Here is a 16,109-nt window from a genome sequence, read left to right on the forward strand (position 1 = left end):
TCAGCTCTCCGCGGGATATCGCTCGTCGCGCGGCACGCCACGCGCGATCTGCACCAGGTCGAAGCCCAGGAAGACGGCCATCGCCGTGCTGCCCAGCGCCATGCCCATGTACTGGTAGGCCATCGGCCATTCGAGCACGGTGAGCTCGTTGCCCCAGTTACCCTGCACGAGGCGCCAGCCGTAGAACATGAGCGATCCGACGACCACGAGGCTGAAAGCCTGCAGCACGAAATCGGCCCGCAGGCGGGCGCGGGGCGACAGCTTATTGACGAATTCGGTGATGGCCATGTGGCCGCCACGCTGTGTGGCCGCCGCGCCGCCGAAGAACGAGACCCACACCATCAGGAACTCGCCCAGCTCGGTGGTCCAGGCCATGTCGCGGTCCACGACGTGCAGCAGGACGTTGCTGAACACCAGCACGACCATAACGGCGCCCATGCCGATCACCGCCCAATCGACGACGCGCCCCAGCATGCGGATCGGCAGCGGCCCGGGCATGCGCCCGGGCAGGAGCGGCACACGAGGCGTTGGCGCTGCGTGCCGCGCCTGCATGGGGGCCAGCGACTCGCTCATTACTTCACCTGTTTGCGGATCGCCTCGGCATCGGCGAGTGCCGCATCGACGTCGGCGCCGTATTTCTCGCGCGCCTTGGCGTACACGGGCTGCACCGCGGCGCGGAACGGCGCCAGCGGCGGCCGGCTGACCTTGGCGCCATGCGCCTGCATGTCGGCCAGCAGCTTTTCCTCGTTCGCCTGCACGACCTTGCGGCTGTAGGCGGCCGCGATCTGCGCGGCCTCGGTCACCGCCTTGCGGTCGGCCGGCGACAGCTTCTGCCACGTGCGCTCCGAGATCGCCAGCGGGATCGGGCTGTAGACATGCTGGGTCAGCGTGATGTAGGGGGCAACCTCGTAGAACTTGTTGGAGGCGATGGTGTCGATCGGGTTCTCCTGGCCTTGCACCACGCCCTGCTGGATCGCCAGGTACACCTCGGGCAGCGGCATGATCTGGATGTTGAACCCCATCGCCTCCAGCACCCAGCGCATCATCTCGTTCGGGAAGGTACGCAGCTTCATGCCCTTGGCGTCCGCCGGCGAGGCCAGCGGCGTCTTCGTCGTCATGTCCCGGAAGCCCGCTTCCCAGGTCGCGAGGAAGCGGAAGCCCTTGGCTGGCGCCTTGGCGAATTGCGCCTGCAGCCACTTCGACCGGTCGTAGAAGGCCTGTCCCTGGGCGAAGTTGTCGACGAGGTACGGAAGCGCCGTCACGTTCAGCGTCGGCAGGTGCGGCGCGTACGACCCCGTGCCCGACACCGTGAAGTCGATGCCTCCGAAGCCCAGTTGCTCGATGTTCTTGGGATCGTTACCGAGCTGGCTGCAGCAGAACACCTGCACCTTGTAGCGGCCCTGGGTCAGTTCCTCGACCTTCTTGGCGAACAGCTCGGCCGCCTCCTGGCGCGCGCCGTGTTGCTGGTCGGTGTGGCTGAATCTGAGCACGGTCTGCGCTGCTGCCGGGAGGGCAAACGCCACCGCGATCGCGGTCGCGGCCATGAATCGGAAGCCTCTCATCGTCATCTCCTGGTGGAAGTGTTATGCGGGTCGAAGTTCGCCAGGGCGACCCGCGCCCCGCTGGCATGGGAGTGGTAGATCGCCTCTTGCACGCGCAGGTTGGCCAGGTAGTCGGCGGCCGCGTTCTCCAGCGGCGTGCCCTCGCGCAGGTGGGCCAGCACGTGCGCTTGCAGCGCCGTGCTGGCGCCGCCGAAGACACCGCGCCCGACGCCATCGTCGTAGGCGTGTTGCCGTTCGGCCCCCTGGTGTGGTTTCCACCACAGCCGCGCGTCCCCGTCCAGGCGCATCACGCCGCGCTCGCCTTCGAGCCACATCTCGCCCATCGTGCGGCGCAGGTTCTCGGCCGGGTGTTCGTTGAGCCGGTTGCCGTCGAACAGCCCGGTGCGCTCGTCGTCGAACTCGAAGATCAGCAGGCCCGAGTCCTCGCCGGCAATCGCTGGATTCAGCCGGCGCAGCCGCGCCGTGACTGCGCGAACCTCGCCCATCAGGAAGCGGAAGGTGTCGATGAAGTGCACCGCCGTCTCGCGCACCAGGAACTGCGGCATCTGCTGGAAGTAGGGCTGGCGGTCCAGGTAGGCGTCTGGCCCCTGGCCGTCGCCCGGGCGCAGCCGGAAGGCGATGCCGTGCACCCGGCCGAAGAACCCTTGATTGATGCACCGGCGCAGCTCGCGGAACCACGGCGAAAAGCGGAAGTTCTCGTGGACCACCAGCGGCACACCGGCAGCCTCGGCCATCCGCGTCATCGCCTCGGCCTGCGCCAGGTCGACGCCGAAGGGCTTCTGGCAGATGGTGGGGATGCCGCGTTCGATCGCCGAGCGCACCGCCTGCTCCTGCGCAACCGGCGGCAGCACCACGTCGACCAGCGTCGGCCGCTCGGCGTCGAGCATCGCGGCGACGTCGCCATAGCACTTGGGAATGCCGTAGCGCCGCGCGAGTGCCTCGGCGTTCTCGAGGTGGCGGTTGGCGATGGCGCGCAGCGGCGCCCCCGCGTCGCGCCAGCCTTCAACCTGAAACTGCGCCCAGTAGCCGGCGCCGATCATGACGATGCGTTCGGTCATCTCACAGGCCATCCACCACCGCGCGGACGATGTCGGCGGTGCTGCTCTTGCCGCCGAATTCGCGCGGGCGCACGAGCTCCTTGGCAAACGCGGTGGCCAGGGCATCCTCGATGGCGCGAGCGCCGTCGCCCAGTGCGGCATCGCCATGGCGGTGCGCCAGCCAGTCGAGCATCATCGCGGCCGACAGGATGGTCGCGCTCGGATTGGCCACGCCCAGTCCGGCGATGTCCGGCGCAGTGCCGTGGGCCGGCTGGAACAGCGCATAGTCGTCGCCGATGTCGGCCGAAGGCGCCATGCCCATGCCGCCCGCCAATGCCGCGATGAGGTCGGACAGGATGTCGCCGAACATGTTCTCGGTGACCAGCACGTCGTAGGCCCACGGTTTCATGACCAGGTTCAGCGCCATCGCGTCGACATAGGCGTGTTCGGTGGGCACGTCCGGGAAGGCCTTGGCGCGCTCGTCGAACACCTGGCGCCAGAAGGCCATCGACTGAAACACATTGGCCTTGTCGACGTTGGTCACCCGGCCGGGCTTGCCCCGCGCCTTGCGCTGCTGCGCAAGCTTGAGCGCGAAGTCGCACACCCGCGCCGTGCCCTTGTGCGTGATCTTCATCGTGTCGAACGCCTCGGCCGCGTCCCCTGCGCCTTCGATGCGGCCGCGGCCACGCGCGTAGAACAGTCCCTCGGTGCTTTCGCGCACCAGCACCAGGTCGATCTGCGCGGCACGCGGGTCGGCGAGCGGGCCAGGCAGGCCGGCAAAGGTGCGGATCGGACGCACGCCGGCGTACAGGTCGAGGGCGAAGCGAAGGTCCAGTTGCGGAATGATCTCGGTGCCGTCCTTCTGCCGCACGTCTGGCAGCCCCATCGCACCGAAGAGGATCGCGTCGGCGGCGCGGCAGGCAGCCAAGGTGCTGTCGGGCAGCGAGTCACCACCATTCAGGTAGTGCTGCGCACCTGCCGGATGCTTGACACATTCGAAGCGGCGACCGATGCGCCCTTCGAGCGCGCGCAGCACGGCCAGGGTGGCATCGATCACCTCGACGCCAATGCCATCTCCGGGCAGCACGGCAATTGAATACGACGTCTTACTCATGAGGTCTCTCACATTTGGGCGAGCTTGAAGCGCTCGAAGATGGCGACGAGTTCGTGGCGTGCGCGCTCGCGATGTGCGCGCGTGACGCGAGCCGCGCCTTCGGCGTCGCCGGCAAGCAGACGCTCGACCATCTGCATGTGTTCCTTGGTCGAGTTCACCGGTTTGGGCCGCAAACGCAGCGAGAACATGCGCGCGCGGTGCGTGCGGTCCCAATAGTTCAGGACCGTGGCCCGAAGATGGCGGTTGCCAGCCAAGTCCAACAGATCCTGATGAAAGCGTTCATCGGCAACCGCCCAGGCGTCCAGATCGTCGGCCTTGAGCGCCTTGCCCATCGCCTTGGTCGCGTCGACCAGCGGCGCGAGCTCCTTGACACCCGGCTTGCGAGCGGCCAGCAATTCGGCGGCCATGCATTCCAGCGCGGTGAGGACCTGGTAGATCTCCTGCATGTCGACGCCGGAGACTGGCAGCACGCGCACGCCGTGGCGCGGGATCACCTCGAGCAAGCCCTCGTTCTGCAAGCGCATCAACGCCTCGCGTACCGGGGTGCGGCTCATGCCCAGATCCGCCGCCACCTCGTGCTCGAGCGCGTTATGACCTGGCGGCCAGACGTTATCCAGGATGCGGCGGCGGATTTGCTCGTAGGCCGACTCCACGAGCGATGTCGCGGATTGGTTCACCGGCGGCCTCATGCAAAGTTCCAATGCACAGGCGCGACGCCCTGCGCTGGCATGTCGAGCGTGGCCAGCCGGTCGCCGAGCAGACATCCAAGCACCGCACGGCGTCGATCGGGGCCGCAAAAGGCGATGCTGGAGATGTTGCGCAGACAGCGGCTCCTGATGCCATCGAGCTCGGGCCGGCCCATCGTGCCGGCTTCGAAGGCCGCTTCCACTTGCGCCAGATGCTGCGCATCGGCGTCCTCGAGCCAGACCTTTGTCGTTCCGTCAGGCGCGACGCGAATCAATCGGTTGCTCACGATGCTCACCACCCAGGCGTGGCCCTCGACGTCCAGGGCCAGGCCGTCGGGAAACGTGCCCGGGCCAAACTCCGTGACGATCTGCTTGGGCCCGAGCGAGCCGTCGGCACGCAGTGCATAGCGCGAAAGGCGACGCCCGAAAGTCTCGTTCACGTACAACCAATTGCCGCTCGGGTCGATGGCAACCTCGTTTGTGTAGCCGAGGCCATCCGCGACGATGGTCGCGCCCCGGGCATCGACGCGCACGATGAAGCCGTCATCGCAGCTGCGCCTGTAGCCGAGCGCGCGAGGGATCAGCCGCGTGCTGACGGTGATCCAGAAGCGGCCTTGGCGATCTTCGACGACGAAGTTGGTGGGCGGCAGGTCGAGACCTTCGACGCGTTGCAGCCAAGGCTCGACTTGACCGTTGCGCTGCACGCGGAACACGCCCCCGTCCTCCGCACCGAGATGCGTGACCAGGAAGCTGCCGTCGCGCAGCAGTGCCACGCCATTTGGCTTGAGCGCCAGTCCGTCGGGCGCCGCGCCGGCGTACAGCGTCTGGCTGCCGTCCGGCCGGGTGTGCGCCACGCCGCCGCGCCAGTCGGCCGTATACAGGTCGCCGCTAGCGGTCGCCAGCACGCATTCGGGCCGCACCAGCCCGCTGCCGACAAAACGCAATGCATCCAGACGCCGCGCCGGCACCCCCTCGCCGCCCGATGCGGACTCGTCCTCGATCTTTCGCGACGCGTTCATTAACGTATACGTTAGCGAATGTCTCGCTGGCCGACATCAGGGATAACCCATGACCGGCAAGACAGATCGACGCGAGATGGAGAGCGGCAGTGCGGGTGGCGCGCCGCCGCAGGTGCGCGCTGAGGCTCACGCATGCGACCGAGGGGTACCTTCGAGAGCCCGCGTCATTCAGCGGGCCGAGTCGAATCGAGCAACCCGTTGCAAGCCGTCGCTCGGCACGGGCCGCGCACGACTGCTTTTGGCCGATTCCGTTGAAACGACCTTTCGATCGGCACGTGGGCGCGGATTCTTCCCGGTGCGCCGCAACACCCGGTCAGAGCATACCGAGGACCTTCGGCACCACGAGACTGAACCAGGGCACGAACGCGACGAGTAGTAGGCCGACGATCAGCACGGCCAGGTACGGCGCCATGTGCTTCGCCGCATTCTCCATGGTCGTCTCGCAGATGGAGCACGTCACGAACATGCCCACGCCGATGGGCGGCGAAAACGCTCCGAAGCCCATCGCGATGATCATCACGATTCCGTACTGCAGCGGATCGATGCCGAAGGCGGACGTGAGCGGTAGCAGCAGCGGACCGAAGATCAGCAGGGCAGGCAAGCCTTCCAGCAGGGCCCCCATGACAATCAAGGTCACCAGCGTGGCCAGCATGAACGCCGTCGAAGAGCCGTTCATTCTCGCGAACAGGGCAGCAATCTGCTGCGGCATCTTGGCCAGCGTCAGCGACCAGGAGAAGGTGCTGGCGGTGCTGGTGATGAACAGCACCATTCCGGCCTGGGCTGCGGTGTTGACCAGCGTGTGCCACAGCGCCTTGGGCGACAGGGCACGGTAGACGACGATGGCCAGGAGCAACGCATACACCACCGCCGTCGACGACACCTCGGTGGGCGTGGCAATCCCGCTGACGATGCCGCCGATCAGGATCACCGGTGCGACCAACGCGGGGATCGCGACGACACCGGAGCGCCAGATTTCGCGCATCGTCGCTGCGTGGGTGGTACCTGCCCGGTCGCGCGAGCGCAGATAGATGAGCACCATGAGGCACGCTGCGATCACGGCGGCCGGCAGCAGGCCGGCGACGAACAGCGTACCGATCGACAAGGAGGTGACCGACGCCAGCACGAGCATGGCAATGCTGGGAGGAACCGTCTCGCCCATGATCGCGCAGGACGCCAGGACGGCGGCTGTCTCGCCGGCGTCATAGCGCTCCTTGCGCATCACGTCCTTCATCGTCGTGCCAACGGCCGCCACGTCGGCGACCTTGGATCCCGAGATGCCGGACATGATGTACATGCAGACGACGATCACCTGCAGCATGCCGCCGCGGAAGCGCCCCACCAGCGTCGTCACGAATTCGGTCATGCGCCGGCTGAGGCCCCCTTCCGTCATCACGTAGCCGGCGAGAATGAAGAACGGGATGGACAGCATCACGAAGCTGCTGATGCCTGCCTGCAGGTTGATCGGCACGACGGACAGGGGAACCATGTTGGCCGTGGACAGGTACAGCAGCGTGACCATCAGCAGCGCGAAGCCGATCGGCACCCCCAGTACCAGCTGGACGGCGAACACCGCGAACGCCGCGGGCAGCGCGTATGCGCGAGCATCGGCTCCGAGCACGTGGGCGAGACCCAGCAAGATCGCCAGGGGAATCGCGGTCGCGATTGCGCCTGTCACCACGGCGCGACGAGGAAGCAGCCCCAGCCGCTTCAGGGCGAACCAGGCCAGCAGCGCCATTCCCGCAATCATGGGCAGCGCGAACCAGATGGCGCGCAACTCCAGGTACGGCGTGCGCTCATCCCACCGGGAGAGCATCATCTGCCAAGCGAGCACGCAGCCCGCGAGCGCCATCGCGAACACCTGGCAAGTGGCGAACGCCTCCACCGCGGGATGCCACCGCCCCGGCAGCCGCTGAACGACCGCGTGGAGCGCCATGTGCTCGTTGCGCGGATAAGCGATCGCTCCGCCGATGAACGTCATCACCACGAGCGCGAGTTCGCCGACCTCCAGGCTCCAGACCAGGGACGTATTGAAGAAACTCCGCGCGATCACGTTGCCGAACATGGCAACGAGTTCGCCCGCGAGTGCGCAGACCACCACGATTTCGGCGGTCCGCTCGATCCAGTCAGTCCCGTGCGCCCGGCGATGCGAGCGGTCGACGGCGCTTTTGCGCGCCTGGACTGGCGCGGGGTGTTGGCTTGTGACGTCCATGGGGGAAGAGCCGGGCGACATGCGTCCACCCGGCATCCGGTCAGCCGCTTACTTGACCGCTTCGAGGCTGTTCAGCAGGTCGGACAGGCCCATGCCGCGCGCGAACTCGGCGATCACGGGCTGGGTGGCCTGCTTGAAGGGAGCCTTGTCGATCGCATTGAACTTCACGTGGAATTTGGACTGCATCTCGTTGTCCGCCGTCTTGTTCGCCTCGGCTTCCACCTTCCGCTCGTACACGGTCGCCTCCTGGGCGTCCTTCAGGACAACCTGCTGCAGGTCGGGCGGCAGCTTGTCGAACGACTTCTTCGACATGAAGAGCGGGCGCACGGTGAACTCGTGCTCGGTGCGGGCAATGTACGGCGCCGGCTCGTAGAACTTCATGTCACGCACCGACACGGACTCGTTTTCCATGCCGTCGACCACGCCGGATTTCATGGCGAGATAGGTTTCCATGAAGGCAATGGGCGTGGGCGAAGCACCGACCGCCTTCCACACGTTCACCTTCAACGGGCTGGAGATCAGGCGCAGGCGGAATCCCTTCATGTCCGTCATGCCCGTCACCGGTTTCTTCGTGGACAGCACGTTGCGGCTCGACCCGCCCCAGTAGCCCAGGATCTTGATGCCGGTCTTGTCTTCGATCAGCTTTGCGTACTGCTTGCCGGGCGCGCCGTCGAGCGCCTTCTGCCAATGGTCGTAATCGCGGAAGAGGAAAGGCAGCGCAAAGAAGTCCAGTTCCTTGGCAAAGGTCGAACCCGCGGAAGGATCGGCCACGGTGAAGTCCAGCGAGCCATCCTTGACGAACTGCATCGTCTGCGCTTCGCTGCCCAGGACGCCGCCGTTGAAGATGTCGACCTGGATGCGACCCTTGCTGTCTTCACTCACCTTCCTGGCGAAGAACTCCAGGCCCTTGTTCCAGGGATGATCTTCCTTGAAGTAGTGCGCGGCACGGAAGGTGAATTGGGGGGCGGCGGCGGCGGGCGCAGGCGCGGCGAACAGGACGGCGGTCGTGGCCACGGCGGCGAGCGCCAGGATGCTTCTTCGAACTTGCATTTCTTGTGTCTTCGGGTTGATGACGGGTTCAGTACCGGCGCTCAGTGCACCGCGTATTTCTCGATGATTTCCCGGTTGATCTCGACGCCGATGCCGGGCGCATCAGGGATGTCGACCATGCCGTCGCGCATGGTGATCGCGCCGTGGATCAGGTCTTGCCGGAACGGGTGCGACGACTGGTCGTATTCGAGCATCGGCTCGATCGGCTTGAGCGCAAGGGGCGAAGGCGGAATCGTGGCCAGGAACTGCAACGAGGCTGCAAGCCCGATGCCCGAAGCCCACACATGCGGGATCACAGGCATGTGCCAGGCCTGCGCCAGCGCGCTGATCTTGCGGCACTCGGTGAATCCGCCCGCCGAACACAGGTCGGGCTGCAGGATGTCCACCGCGCGGCGCGCAATCCATTCGCGGAAGCCGATCTTCGTGAACTCGTTCTCTCCGGCCGCCAGGTAGATGTTCGTGAGCGTCTTCAGCTCGCGATAGCCATCGATGTCCTCGGGCGAGATCGGCTCCTCGAACCAGTGGATGCCGGCGCCTTCGATGGCCTTGAGGATGCGCCGTGCCGAGCCGACGTTGTACGCATGGTTGGCATCGACCATCAGCTTGGGCCCGTCACCGATGCCCTCGCGCACGCCGAGGATGTAGCGAATGTCGTCCTCGACGCCGAAGCCGGTCTTGAGCTTCATTGCGGTGAAGCCCTTGGCCATGTGGCGCTTGGCTTCGGCAATCGCATCGGCGGGATAGGACTTGCCCTCGACGCGATAGAAACCTGTCGCATAGGGCTGGACCTTGGTGCGGTACGCGCCGCCCAGCAGCTTGTACACGGGCTTGCCTGCGGCCCGTCCGAGGCAATCCCACAGCGCGATGTCGACGGCGCTGATGGCATTGGGGACAGCGCCCTTCTGGCCAAACGGACGCGTGAGGTTATACATGCGCTCCCAGAGCACGTCGACGTCCTCCGGGTCCTGGCCGATCAAGTGAGGCTTGAGCGCGACCTCCACGATCGTCTGCGCGATCTCCGGCGGCTGCAGGCCATGGCACAGGGACTCGCCCCAGCCGCTGACGCCGTCATCCGTCAGCACTTCGACGATCATGGTGCTGCGCTTGGTGACCCATCCCATCGAGAAGGAGAACGGCTCCTCCAGCGGAGTGGACAGCACGTAGGTCTTGACGTCGACGATCTTCATGGGTGCAATACGGGCAGGTTTTCGGGGCTTGGCAGATTTATATTACTTATTCGCCGGACATGTCAAACCGTATTTCCACCAGCCGCCACAGCTACCTGGCGACCGAGATCGGCCACCGCATCGTCAGCGGCGTCTACGCGAGCGGCACCTTGTTGCCACCCGAGGCGCAGGTGCTGGCGGAGTTCGGGGTGAGTCGACCCGTGCTGCGCGAGGCAATCAAGCTGCTCGAATCCAAGGGCATGCTGGAGGCGCGGCAGCGCCGCGGGACGGTGATCACCGAGCGGAATCGCTGGAACCTGCTGGATCGCGACGTGCTGGGATGGATCGCCGAATCAGGCGCCGATCCGGAAATGCTGTTCCGGCTCACCGAGGTGCGCATGATCGTGGAGCCTGGCGCCTGCCTTCTCGCGGCCCAGAACACCGACAAGGACGCGTTGCGCGGGATGGAGGATGCGTGGCAGCGGATGGTCGCCCATGTCGAACATCCACAGCTTTATGTCGAGGCGGATCGGGACTTTCACCTTGCGCTGTTGATGGCCAGCGGCAACGAGTACCTGGCTGCCGTGGGGACCGCGATCTCGGCGGCACTCAAGGTGAGCGTGCAACGAACCAATCCGACGATCGAGAGCAATCAGGCATCCCTTGCCGTGCACGAGCGCATCCTTGCGGCGTTGCGGCGCGGGGACGGAGTTCGCGCCGCAAATGCGAGCCGGCGGCAACTGGAAACGGCCGTGCAATGGCTGCGTGACGAAGGACCGAAGCAGGCGCCAAGGAGGGCGGTCGATGGTGGCGCGAAGCGGACTCGCCGGTGACACGCTTCAGCACCACAAGATCTGACGCTCAATGCTGCTGCCCCGTCATGGCGCGCAATTCCTCGAGAAGCTTGATCGAAGGACCTGGCAGCATGCCGGCCCTTCGGCGGAAGGCAGTGAGCGTTCTCTTGTCGCTTGCGCCAGGGATCTCCAAAGCGTCGATGAGGCCGGCCTTTCGCTCGGCGTCATACATGGGCTCGGGCATCCAGCCAAGGAAGCCCGAGTGGCCGATCAAGCTCTTGAGCGCGGTCACGGAGCGTGTCTCGACCACGACGTTGGGCAGTGCCAGGCTGTGTCGCGCAAACACCTTCTTCATGTGCTCGAACGGCCCGGTTCCCTTCGGCAGGATGGCCCAACGCTCTTGCAGCGTATCCGCGAGCTTGAGCTTTGCCTTCTTGCGCAGCGGATGGCGGCGACCCGCGACCACGTGGCTCGTGTCCTCCCAACGGCAATCCTTGACGGCAACGATCTCGTCCGTGTCCTCGGTGTCGACACCCAGCGCCAGATCGATTTCGCGCGAGACGAGCGCATCGGCAAGGCGGTCCCAGACGCCTTCGATGACCTGGACCTGAAGATTCGGCCACTTCTTGCAGGTGCTGCCAATCGCCAATGGAAGCACCAGGCAGGCGATGCTGCCGACTGCCCCCACCCGGATGGTGCCCTTTGCCAGGCCGAGCATCGCCTTGATCTCCTCGTTCGCGTGCTCTGACTCGCGTTGCAGGAGGAGCGCGTGCGGTTGCAACGCCCTCCCGACATCCGTCAACTGCATTCCCTTCGAGTGACGCTCGAACACAGGCGCCCCCACCTCCTCCTCTAGCCTGCGAATCGTGCGACTGAGCGCCGGTTGCGTCACGTTCAAAGCCTCGGCCGCCCGCCCGAGGCTCCCCGAGGAAACGATGGCATTGAAGGCGACGAGAGACCGGAGATCGAAAGTCATGCGCAACGCTAATGACTTTCTCTCAAAAAAGCAATTCTCTGGAAGGCGATGAACTTTCAAACTCACGCCATCGAGACAAGGGCTCGGACTCATTCCGGGCGCCATATAGGAAATGCACGACATGACCGGACCTGTGCCGCGCGCCGTCATCGAGACGGCCAGGGAACCCTCCACCGTGACCGTTCGCCACGCTGTCGTCGACCTCATGCGCCGCTTCGGCATGACGTCCGTGTTCGCAAATCCAGGCTCGACCGAGCTGCCAATGTTCCGGGACTTTCCCAGCGACTTCCGCTATGTGCTGGGTTTGCAGGAGGCCACCGTGGTCGGCATGGCGGATGGCTTCGCCCAGGCGACGCACAACGCCTCATTCGTCAACCTGCATTCGGCAGCAGGCGTGGGCAATGCGATGGGCAACATCTTTACCGCGCACAAGAACCGCACGCCGATGGTCATCACCGCGGGGCAGCAGGCGCGCTCGATCCTTCCGTTCGACCCGTTCCTGTCATCCGCCCAGGCAACGGAGCTCCCCAAGCCCTACATCAAATGGAGCATCGAGCCAGCGCGCGCTCAGGACGTGCCTCAGGCCATCGCCCGCGCGTACTACATCGCGATGATGCCGCCGCGCGGCCCCGTGCTCGTGTCGGTGCCCGTTGACGACTGGGACCAGCCGGCAGAGTACGTGCCCGCGAGGATTGTCAGTACGGAACTTCGCCCGCAACCCGCCGTTCTGGCACAGATCGGCGAAGCGCTGGATGCTTGCCATCGACCGGCCATCGTCGCGGGCGCCGCAATCGATCGGGACAACGCCTGGAACGAGGTCGTGGCTCTTGCCGAGGCGCACAACGCCCGAGTGTGGGGAGCGCCGATGTCAGGCCGTTGCAGCTTCCCTGAAGATCACCGGTTGTTCGCCGGCTTCCTGCCTGCCATGCGCGAACGGATCGTCGAACTGCTCGCTGGCCATGACCTGATCCTGGCGATTGGCGCGCCCGCATTCGCCTACCACGTCGAAGGCGCAGGACCACACATCCCGATGGGTGCCACCTTGTGCCAGCTGACGGAGGACCCGGATACCGCGGCCTGGACGCCCGTCGGAATATCGGCGGTCGGCAGCATTCGCCTGGGAGTGCTCGATCTCCTCGCCCGCCCGGCGCCGAAAGCGCGGGCTGTTCCGCCGGCCAGGACCAGGGCGCGAAGGGCGGAGCCTACGCCCGTGATGTCAACCGCCTATGTCCTGCAGACCCTGGCAGGCGTGAAAGCGCCCGAGGACATCGTGGTCGAGGAAGCCCCAAGCGCGCGCCCGGTGATGCAGGCCTATCTGCCGATCACGCGCAGCGAGACCTTCTACACGATGGACAGCGGTGGACTCGGCTACGGCATGCCCGCGGCAGTGGGCGTGGCGCTCGGCAAACCGGGCAGGCGCGTCATCTGCCTGATGGGCGACGGCTCCAGCATGTATTCGATCCAAGCGCTCTGGAGTGCCGCACAACTCAAGCTGCCGATCACCTTCGTGATCCTGAACAACCGGCGCTACGCCGCGCTACAGGATTTCGCGCCCGTGTTCGGGTTCTCTGCGACCGATGTCGTGCAGGGTACCGAACTGCCCGACATCGACTTCCTGTCGCTGGCCAAGGGCATGGGGTGCGATGGCACCCTCGTCAGCAATTCCGGGGATCTGAGGGCAGCGCTCGATCGCGCCCTCGCCAGTCCGACGCCAACCGTCGTGGAGGTTCAGGTCGCCTGAACCCCACCGCGCACTCCGCGCACCCGCTTCCATCCAAACCCGAGGAGACAAACCCGATGAAGATTTCGATGTTGATCAACGGCGAGCGGACCCAGGCTCGCAATGGCGCCACCTTCGAGCGGCGCAATCCGCTCGACGGCAGCGTGGCCACTGTCGCCCCCGCGGCAACCGCGGAGGACGCCGTCGCGGCGGTCGAGGCTGCTGCGGAAGCGTTCAAGACCTGGTCGCGCACCGGCCCGAGCGAGCGTCGCATGATGCTGATGAAAGCGTCCCAGGCCCTCGAAGCAAAAGGCGAGGCATTCGCAACTGCCGTCGCGTCCGAAACGGGTGCGTCGGCGATCTGGGCGGGGTTCAACGTTCACCTCGCGGCGGGCATGCTGCTCGAGGCCGCATCGTTGACGACGCAGATCAGCGGCGAAATCATCCCCTCCGACGTGCCCGGCAGCCTCGCCATGGGGGTGCGGCAGCCTGCAGGCGTCGTTCTGGGGATCGCACCCTGGAATGCGCCCGTGATCCTGGCCGTGCGGGCCATCGCGACGCCCCTGGCATGCGGCAATACGGTGGTGCTGAAGGGCAGCGAGATCTGTCCGGCGACCCACGGCCTGATCATCGAAGCACTGCAAGAGGCCGGCCTGCCCAAGGGCGTGGTGAACTTTGTCACCAATGCGCCTGCCGACGCAGCTGCCGTGGTCGAAGCCATGATTGCGCACCCGGCTGTACGGCGCGTGAACTTCACGGGCTCCACCCACGTCGGCAAGCTCATTGCCGCTACCTGTGCGAAGTACCTGAAGCCGGTGATTCTCGAACTCGGCGGCAAGGCGCCGCTGGTCGTCCTCGACGACGCCGATGTCGATGCCGCCGTCGATGCGGCCGTATTCGGTGCGTTCGCCAATTCGGGACAGATCTGCATGTCGACAGAGCGGATCGTTGTTGATTCGGCCGTCGCAGACGAATTCGTTGCCAAATTGAGCGCACGCGCTTCGAGTCTTCCGCTCGGCGATCCGCGCCTCGGCCCGGTGGTCCTCGGCTCTGTCGTGGACATGAGCACGGCAAGACGCTGCAATGAACTGATCGATGATGCGCTCGCCAAGGGCGCGAAGCTCGTGACGGGCGCCAAGGCCACGGACACGCTGATGCCCGCGACCCTGCTCGACCACGTGACTTCGGACATGCGCATCTTCCGCGAGGAGGCTTTCGGCCCCGTGAAGGGAATCGTGCGTGTCAGTGGCGTCGAAGCGGCGGTCGCTTGTGCCAACGACAACGAGTACGGGCTCGCAGCGGCAGTCTTCGGGCGTGACGTGGCGCGCGCCATCCAGGTGGCGGGACGTATCGAATCGGGCATCTGTCACGTGAACGGGCCCACGGTGCACGACGAAGCGCAGATGCCGTTTGGCGGGGTCAAGGGCAGCGGCATTGGCCACTTCGGTGGCAAGGCCGGCGTCGATGCCTTCACCGAACTGCGATGGGTGACCGTTCAGACGACGCCGCGCCACTATCCCTTCTGAGCCGGCCTGGTTTCGTGGCGGCGGCAACTTGGATGCACGTTCCCGCCGCTCACCACACATGCGTTCTTTCCGTGCAGTGGGCGAAGGCTCCGCTGCGTCCTTCATCCTGGAACCTGGAGCTTTTCATGAACATCTTTGAATCGAGTCGCCGCGCCTTGGGCCTGGCTTTGCTCGCAGTCGCCCTGGCACCTGCGGTCGCAACGGCGCAGGACGCCAAACCCCTGGAATGGGTGGTCGGCTACGCAGCCGGAGGCGGATCGGACACCGTCGCACGCACGATCGCCGAGGAGATGAGCAAGTCTTTGAAGCGAGCCATCATCGTCAACAACAAACCGGGTGCTGCGACCAACATTGCCGCAGACTACGCGGCCAAGTCGAAGGACTACGGCAACATCATGTTGACGGCAGATTTTGCGACCCTGGCGGCCAACCCTGCGTTGTTCGCAAAGCTGCCCTACAACGCGGAGGCAGACTTTGTTCCCGTAGGCTTGCTCGCGCGCTTCCCCCTTCTGCTGGTAGTGCATCCGAGCAATCCCGCGAAGAACTTCAAGGAGTTCGCGGCCTGGGTCAAGTCGAATCCGGGTGGGGCGAACTATGCGTCCTCGGGACCGGGCAGCCCTCAACACCTGGCTGCAGAGATGCTGAAGCAGCGCACGGGCCTGCCGCTGCAACACGTCGCTTATCGCGGCGGCGCGCCGGCAGTCATCGACCTGGTCGGCGGCCAGGTGCCTTTCGCGCTGATGGACACGGCGACCGTACAGCAGTACGTGACCTCCGGAAAGTTGCGCGCCATCGGCGTGGCAAGCAAGGAACGCCTGAAAAACTTCCCGGATGTACCCACGTTGTCCGAGCAGGGCCTCACCGGCTTCGAGGCATCGGCCTGGCAAGGCCTGGTGGTTCCCAAGGGGACGTCTCCCGATACGGTGCTCGCGTTGAACAAGGCATTGCAAGCTGCGTTGTCCTCCACCGCGGTCAAGGCCCGGCTTGAGGTCCTGTCCCTGGAGCCGCTTCCTGGTACGCCGGAACAGATGGCCTCCTATGTGCGGTCCGAACGCGATCGCTGGGGAACGCTCATTCGCAAGAATCAAATCCGACTCGATTGACGGGTCCTGGCGGTCTTCCACTGGACCGCACCGGACGGCTGAGTTCGCAAGCGGGGCCTTTCGACAAGAGGCGCAGGGCTTCAGAAGCCATGCCGGCGAGGCATGGCTCCCACTCGGAAAGAGAGATCTTCCGGCAGGCGTCAATCC

General features: G+C 65.5%; 14 protein-coding genes. 4 read left to right on the top strand and 10 right to left on the bottom strand.

Annotation, left to right across the window (positions count from 1 at the left end):
* The 9 genes from JJB11_RS01845 to JJB11_RS01885 all read right to left on the bottom strand — a co-directional run bounded on the left by JJB11_RS01845 (nucleotide 1) and on the right by JJB11_RS01885 (nucleotide 9,864).
* Nucleotides 1-573 carry a TRAP transporter small permease gene (locus JJB11_RS01845; protein ID WP_201166198.1) on the bottom strand — a complete coding sequence of 191 codons (573 nt, stop codon included), beginning with the start codon at nucleotides 571-573 and terminating at the stop codon, nucleotides 1-3.
* A complete protein-coding gene (locus tag JJB11_RS01850; RefSeq protein WP_201964543.1) occupies nucleotides 573-1,562 on the bottom strand; it encodes a TRAP transporter substrate-binding protein in 990 nt (329 codons plus the stop codon). The genes JJB11_RS01845 and JJB11_RS01850 overlap by 1 nt, the downstream gene beginning before the upstream one ends.
* Nucleotides 1,563-1,564: 2 nt before the next feature.
* Nucleotides 1,565-2,620 carry a Gfo/Idh/MocA family protein gene (locus tag JJB11_RS01855; RefSeq protein WP_201166200.1) on the bottom strand — a complete coding sequence of 352 codons (1,056 nt, stop codon included), beginning with the start codon at nucleotides 2,618-2,620 and terminating at the stop codon, nucleotides 1,565-1,567.
* 1 nt (nucleotide 2,621) lies between these two features.
* Nucleotides 2,622-3,713, bottom strand: a complete 1,092-nt coding sequence (locus JJB11_RS01860; protein WP_201166201.1) for an isocitrate/isopropylmalate dehydrogenase family protein — start codon at nucleotides 3,711-3,713, stop codon at nucleotides 2,622-2,624.
* An 8-nt stretch (nucleotides 3,714-3,721) separates the two neighbouring features.
* Nucleotides 3,722-4,390 (bottom strand): FCD domain-containing protein, encoded by a 669-nt coding sequence (locus tag JJB11_RS01865; protein WP_201964544.1) that lies wholly within the window; start codon nucleotides 4,388-4,390, stop codon nucleotides 3,722-3,724.
* 8 nt (nucleotides 4,391-4,398) lie between these two features.
* On the bottom strand, nucleotides 4,399-5,418 hold the full coding sequence (locus JJB11_RS01870) for an SMP-30/gluconolactonase/LRE family protein (protein ID WP_201166203.1): 1,020 nt from the start codon (nucleotides 5,416-5,418) through the stop codon (nucleotides 4,399-4,401).
* 313 nt (nucleotides 5,419-5,731) lie between these two features.
* On the bottom strand, nucleotides 5,732-7,627 hold the full coding sequence (locus JJB11_RS01875) for a TRAP transporter large permease (RefSeq protein WP_201166204.1): 1,896 nt from the start codon (nucleotides 7,625-7,627) through the stop codon (nucleotides 5,732-5,734).
* Nucleotides 7,628-7,675: 48 nt separating this feature from the next.
* Nucleotides 7,676-8,677 (bottom strand): TRAP transporter substrate-binding protein, encoded by a 1,002-nt coding sequence (locus JJB11_RS01880; RefSeq protein WP_201166205.1) that lies wholly within the window; start codon nucleotides 8,675-8,677, stop codon nucleotides 7,676-7,678.
* 41 nt (nucleotides 8,678-8,718) lie between these two features.
* Nucleotides 8,719-9,864, bottom strand: coding sequence for a mandelate racemase/muconate lactonizing enzyme family protein (locus JJB11_RS01885; RefSeq protein WP_201166206.1), 1,146 nt, complete (start codon nucleotides 9,862-9,864; stop codon nucleotides 8,719-8,721).
* A 2-nt stretch (nucleotides 9,865-9,866) separates the two neighbouring features.
* On the opposite strand from JJB11_RS01885, the gene JJB11_RS01890 reads away from it, so the two are divergent.
* On the top strand, nucleotides 9,867-10,676 hold the full coding sequence (locus JJB11_RS01890; protein ID WP_201166207.1) for an FCD domain-containing protein: 810 nt from the start codon (nucleotides 9,867-9,869) through the stop codon (nucleotides 10,674-10,676).
* Between the two features lie 28 nt (nucleotides 10,677-10,704).
* On the opposite strand, the gene JJB11_RS01895 is transcribed toward JJB11_RS01890, so the two are convergent.
* Nucleotides 10,705-11,613, bottom strand: a complete 909-nt coding sequence (locus JJB11_RS01895) for a LysR family transcriptional regulator (protein WP_201166208.1) — start codon at nucleotides 11,611-11,613, stop codon at nucleotides 10,705-10,707.
* A gap of 121 nt (nucleotides 11,614-11,734) precedes the next feature.
* Here JJB11_RS01895 and mdlC point away from each other — a divergent pair, with 121 nt between their 5' ends.
* From mdlC to JJB11_RS01910, 3 genes are all read left to right on the top strand, one after another.
* A complete protein-coding gene (mdlC, locus tag JJB11_RS01900; RefSeq protein ID WP_201166993.1) occupies nucleotides 11,735-13,354 on the top strand; it encodes a benzoylformate decarboxylase in 1,620 nt (539 codons plus the stop codon).
* 56 nt (nucleotides 13,355-13,410) lie between these two features.
* Nucleotides 13,411-14,859, top strand: coding sequence for an aldehyde dehydrogenase (locus JJB11_RS01905; RefSeq protein ID WP_201166209.1), 1,449 nt, complete (start codon nucleotides 13,411-13,413; stop codon nucleotides 14,857-14,859).
* Nucleotides 14,860-14,984: 125 nt separating this feature from the next.
* Nucleotides 14,985-15,962 carry a Bug family tripartite tricarboxylate transporter substrate binding protein gene (locus JJB11_RS01910; protein ID WP_201166210.1) on the top strand — a complete coding sequence of 326 codons (978 nt, stop codon included), beginning with the start codon at nucleotides 14,985-14,987 and terminating at the stop codon, nucleotides 15,960-15,962.
* Nucleotides 15,963-16,109 lie beyond the last annotated feature (147 nt).

The organism is Ramlibacter ginsenosidimutans, assembly GCF_016654015.1.
Taxonomy (GTDB): domain Bacteria; phylum Pseudomonadota; class Gammaproteobacteria; order Burkholderiales; family Burkholderiaceae_C; genus Ramlibacter; species Ramlibacter ginsenosidimutans.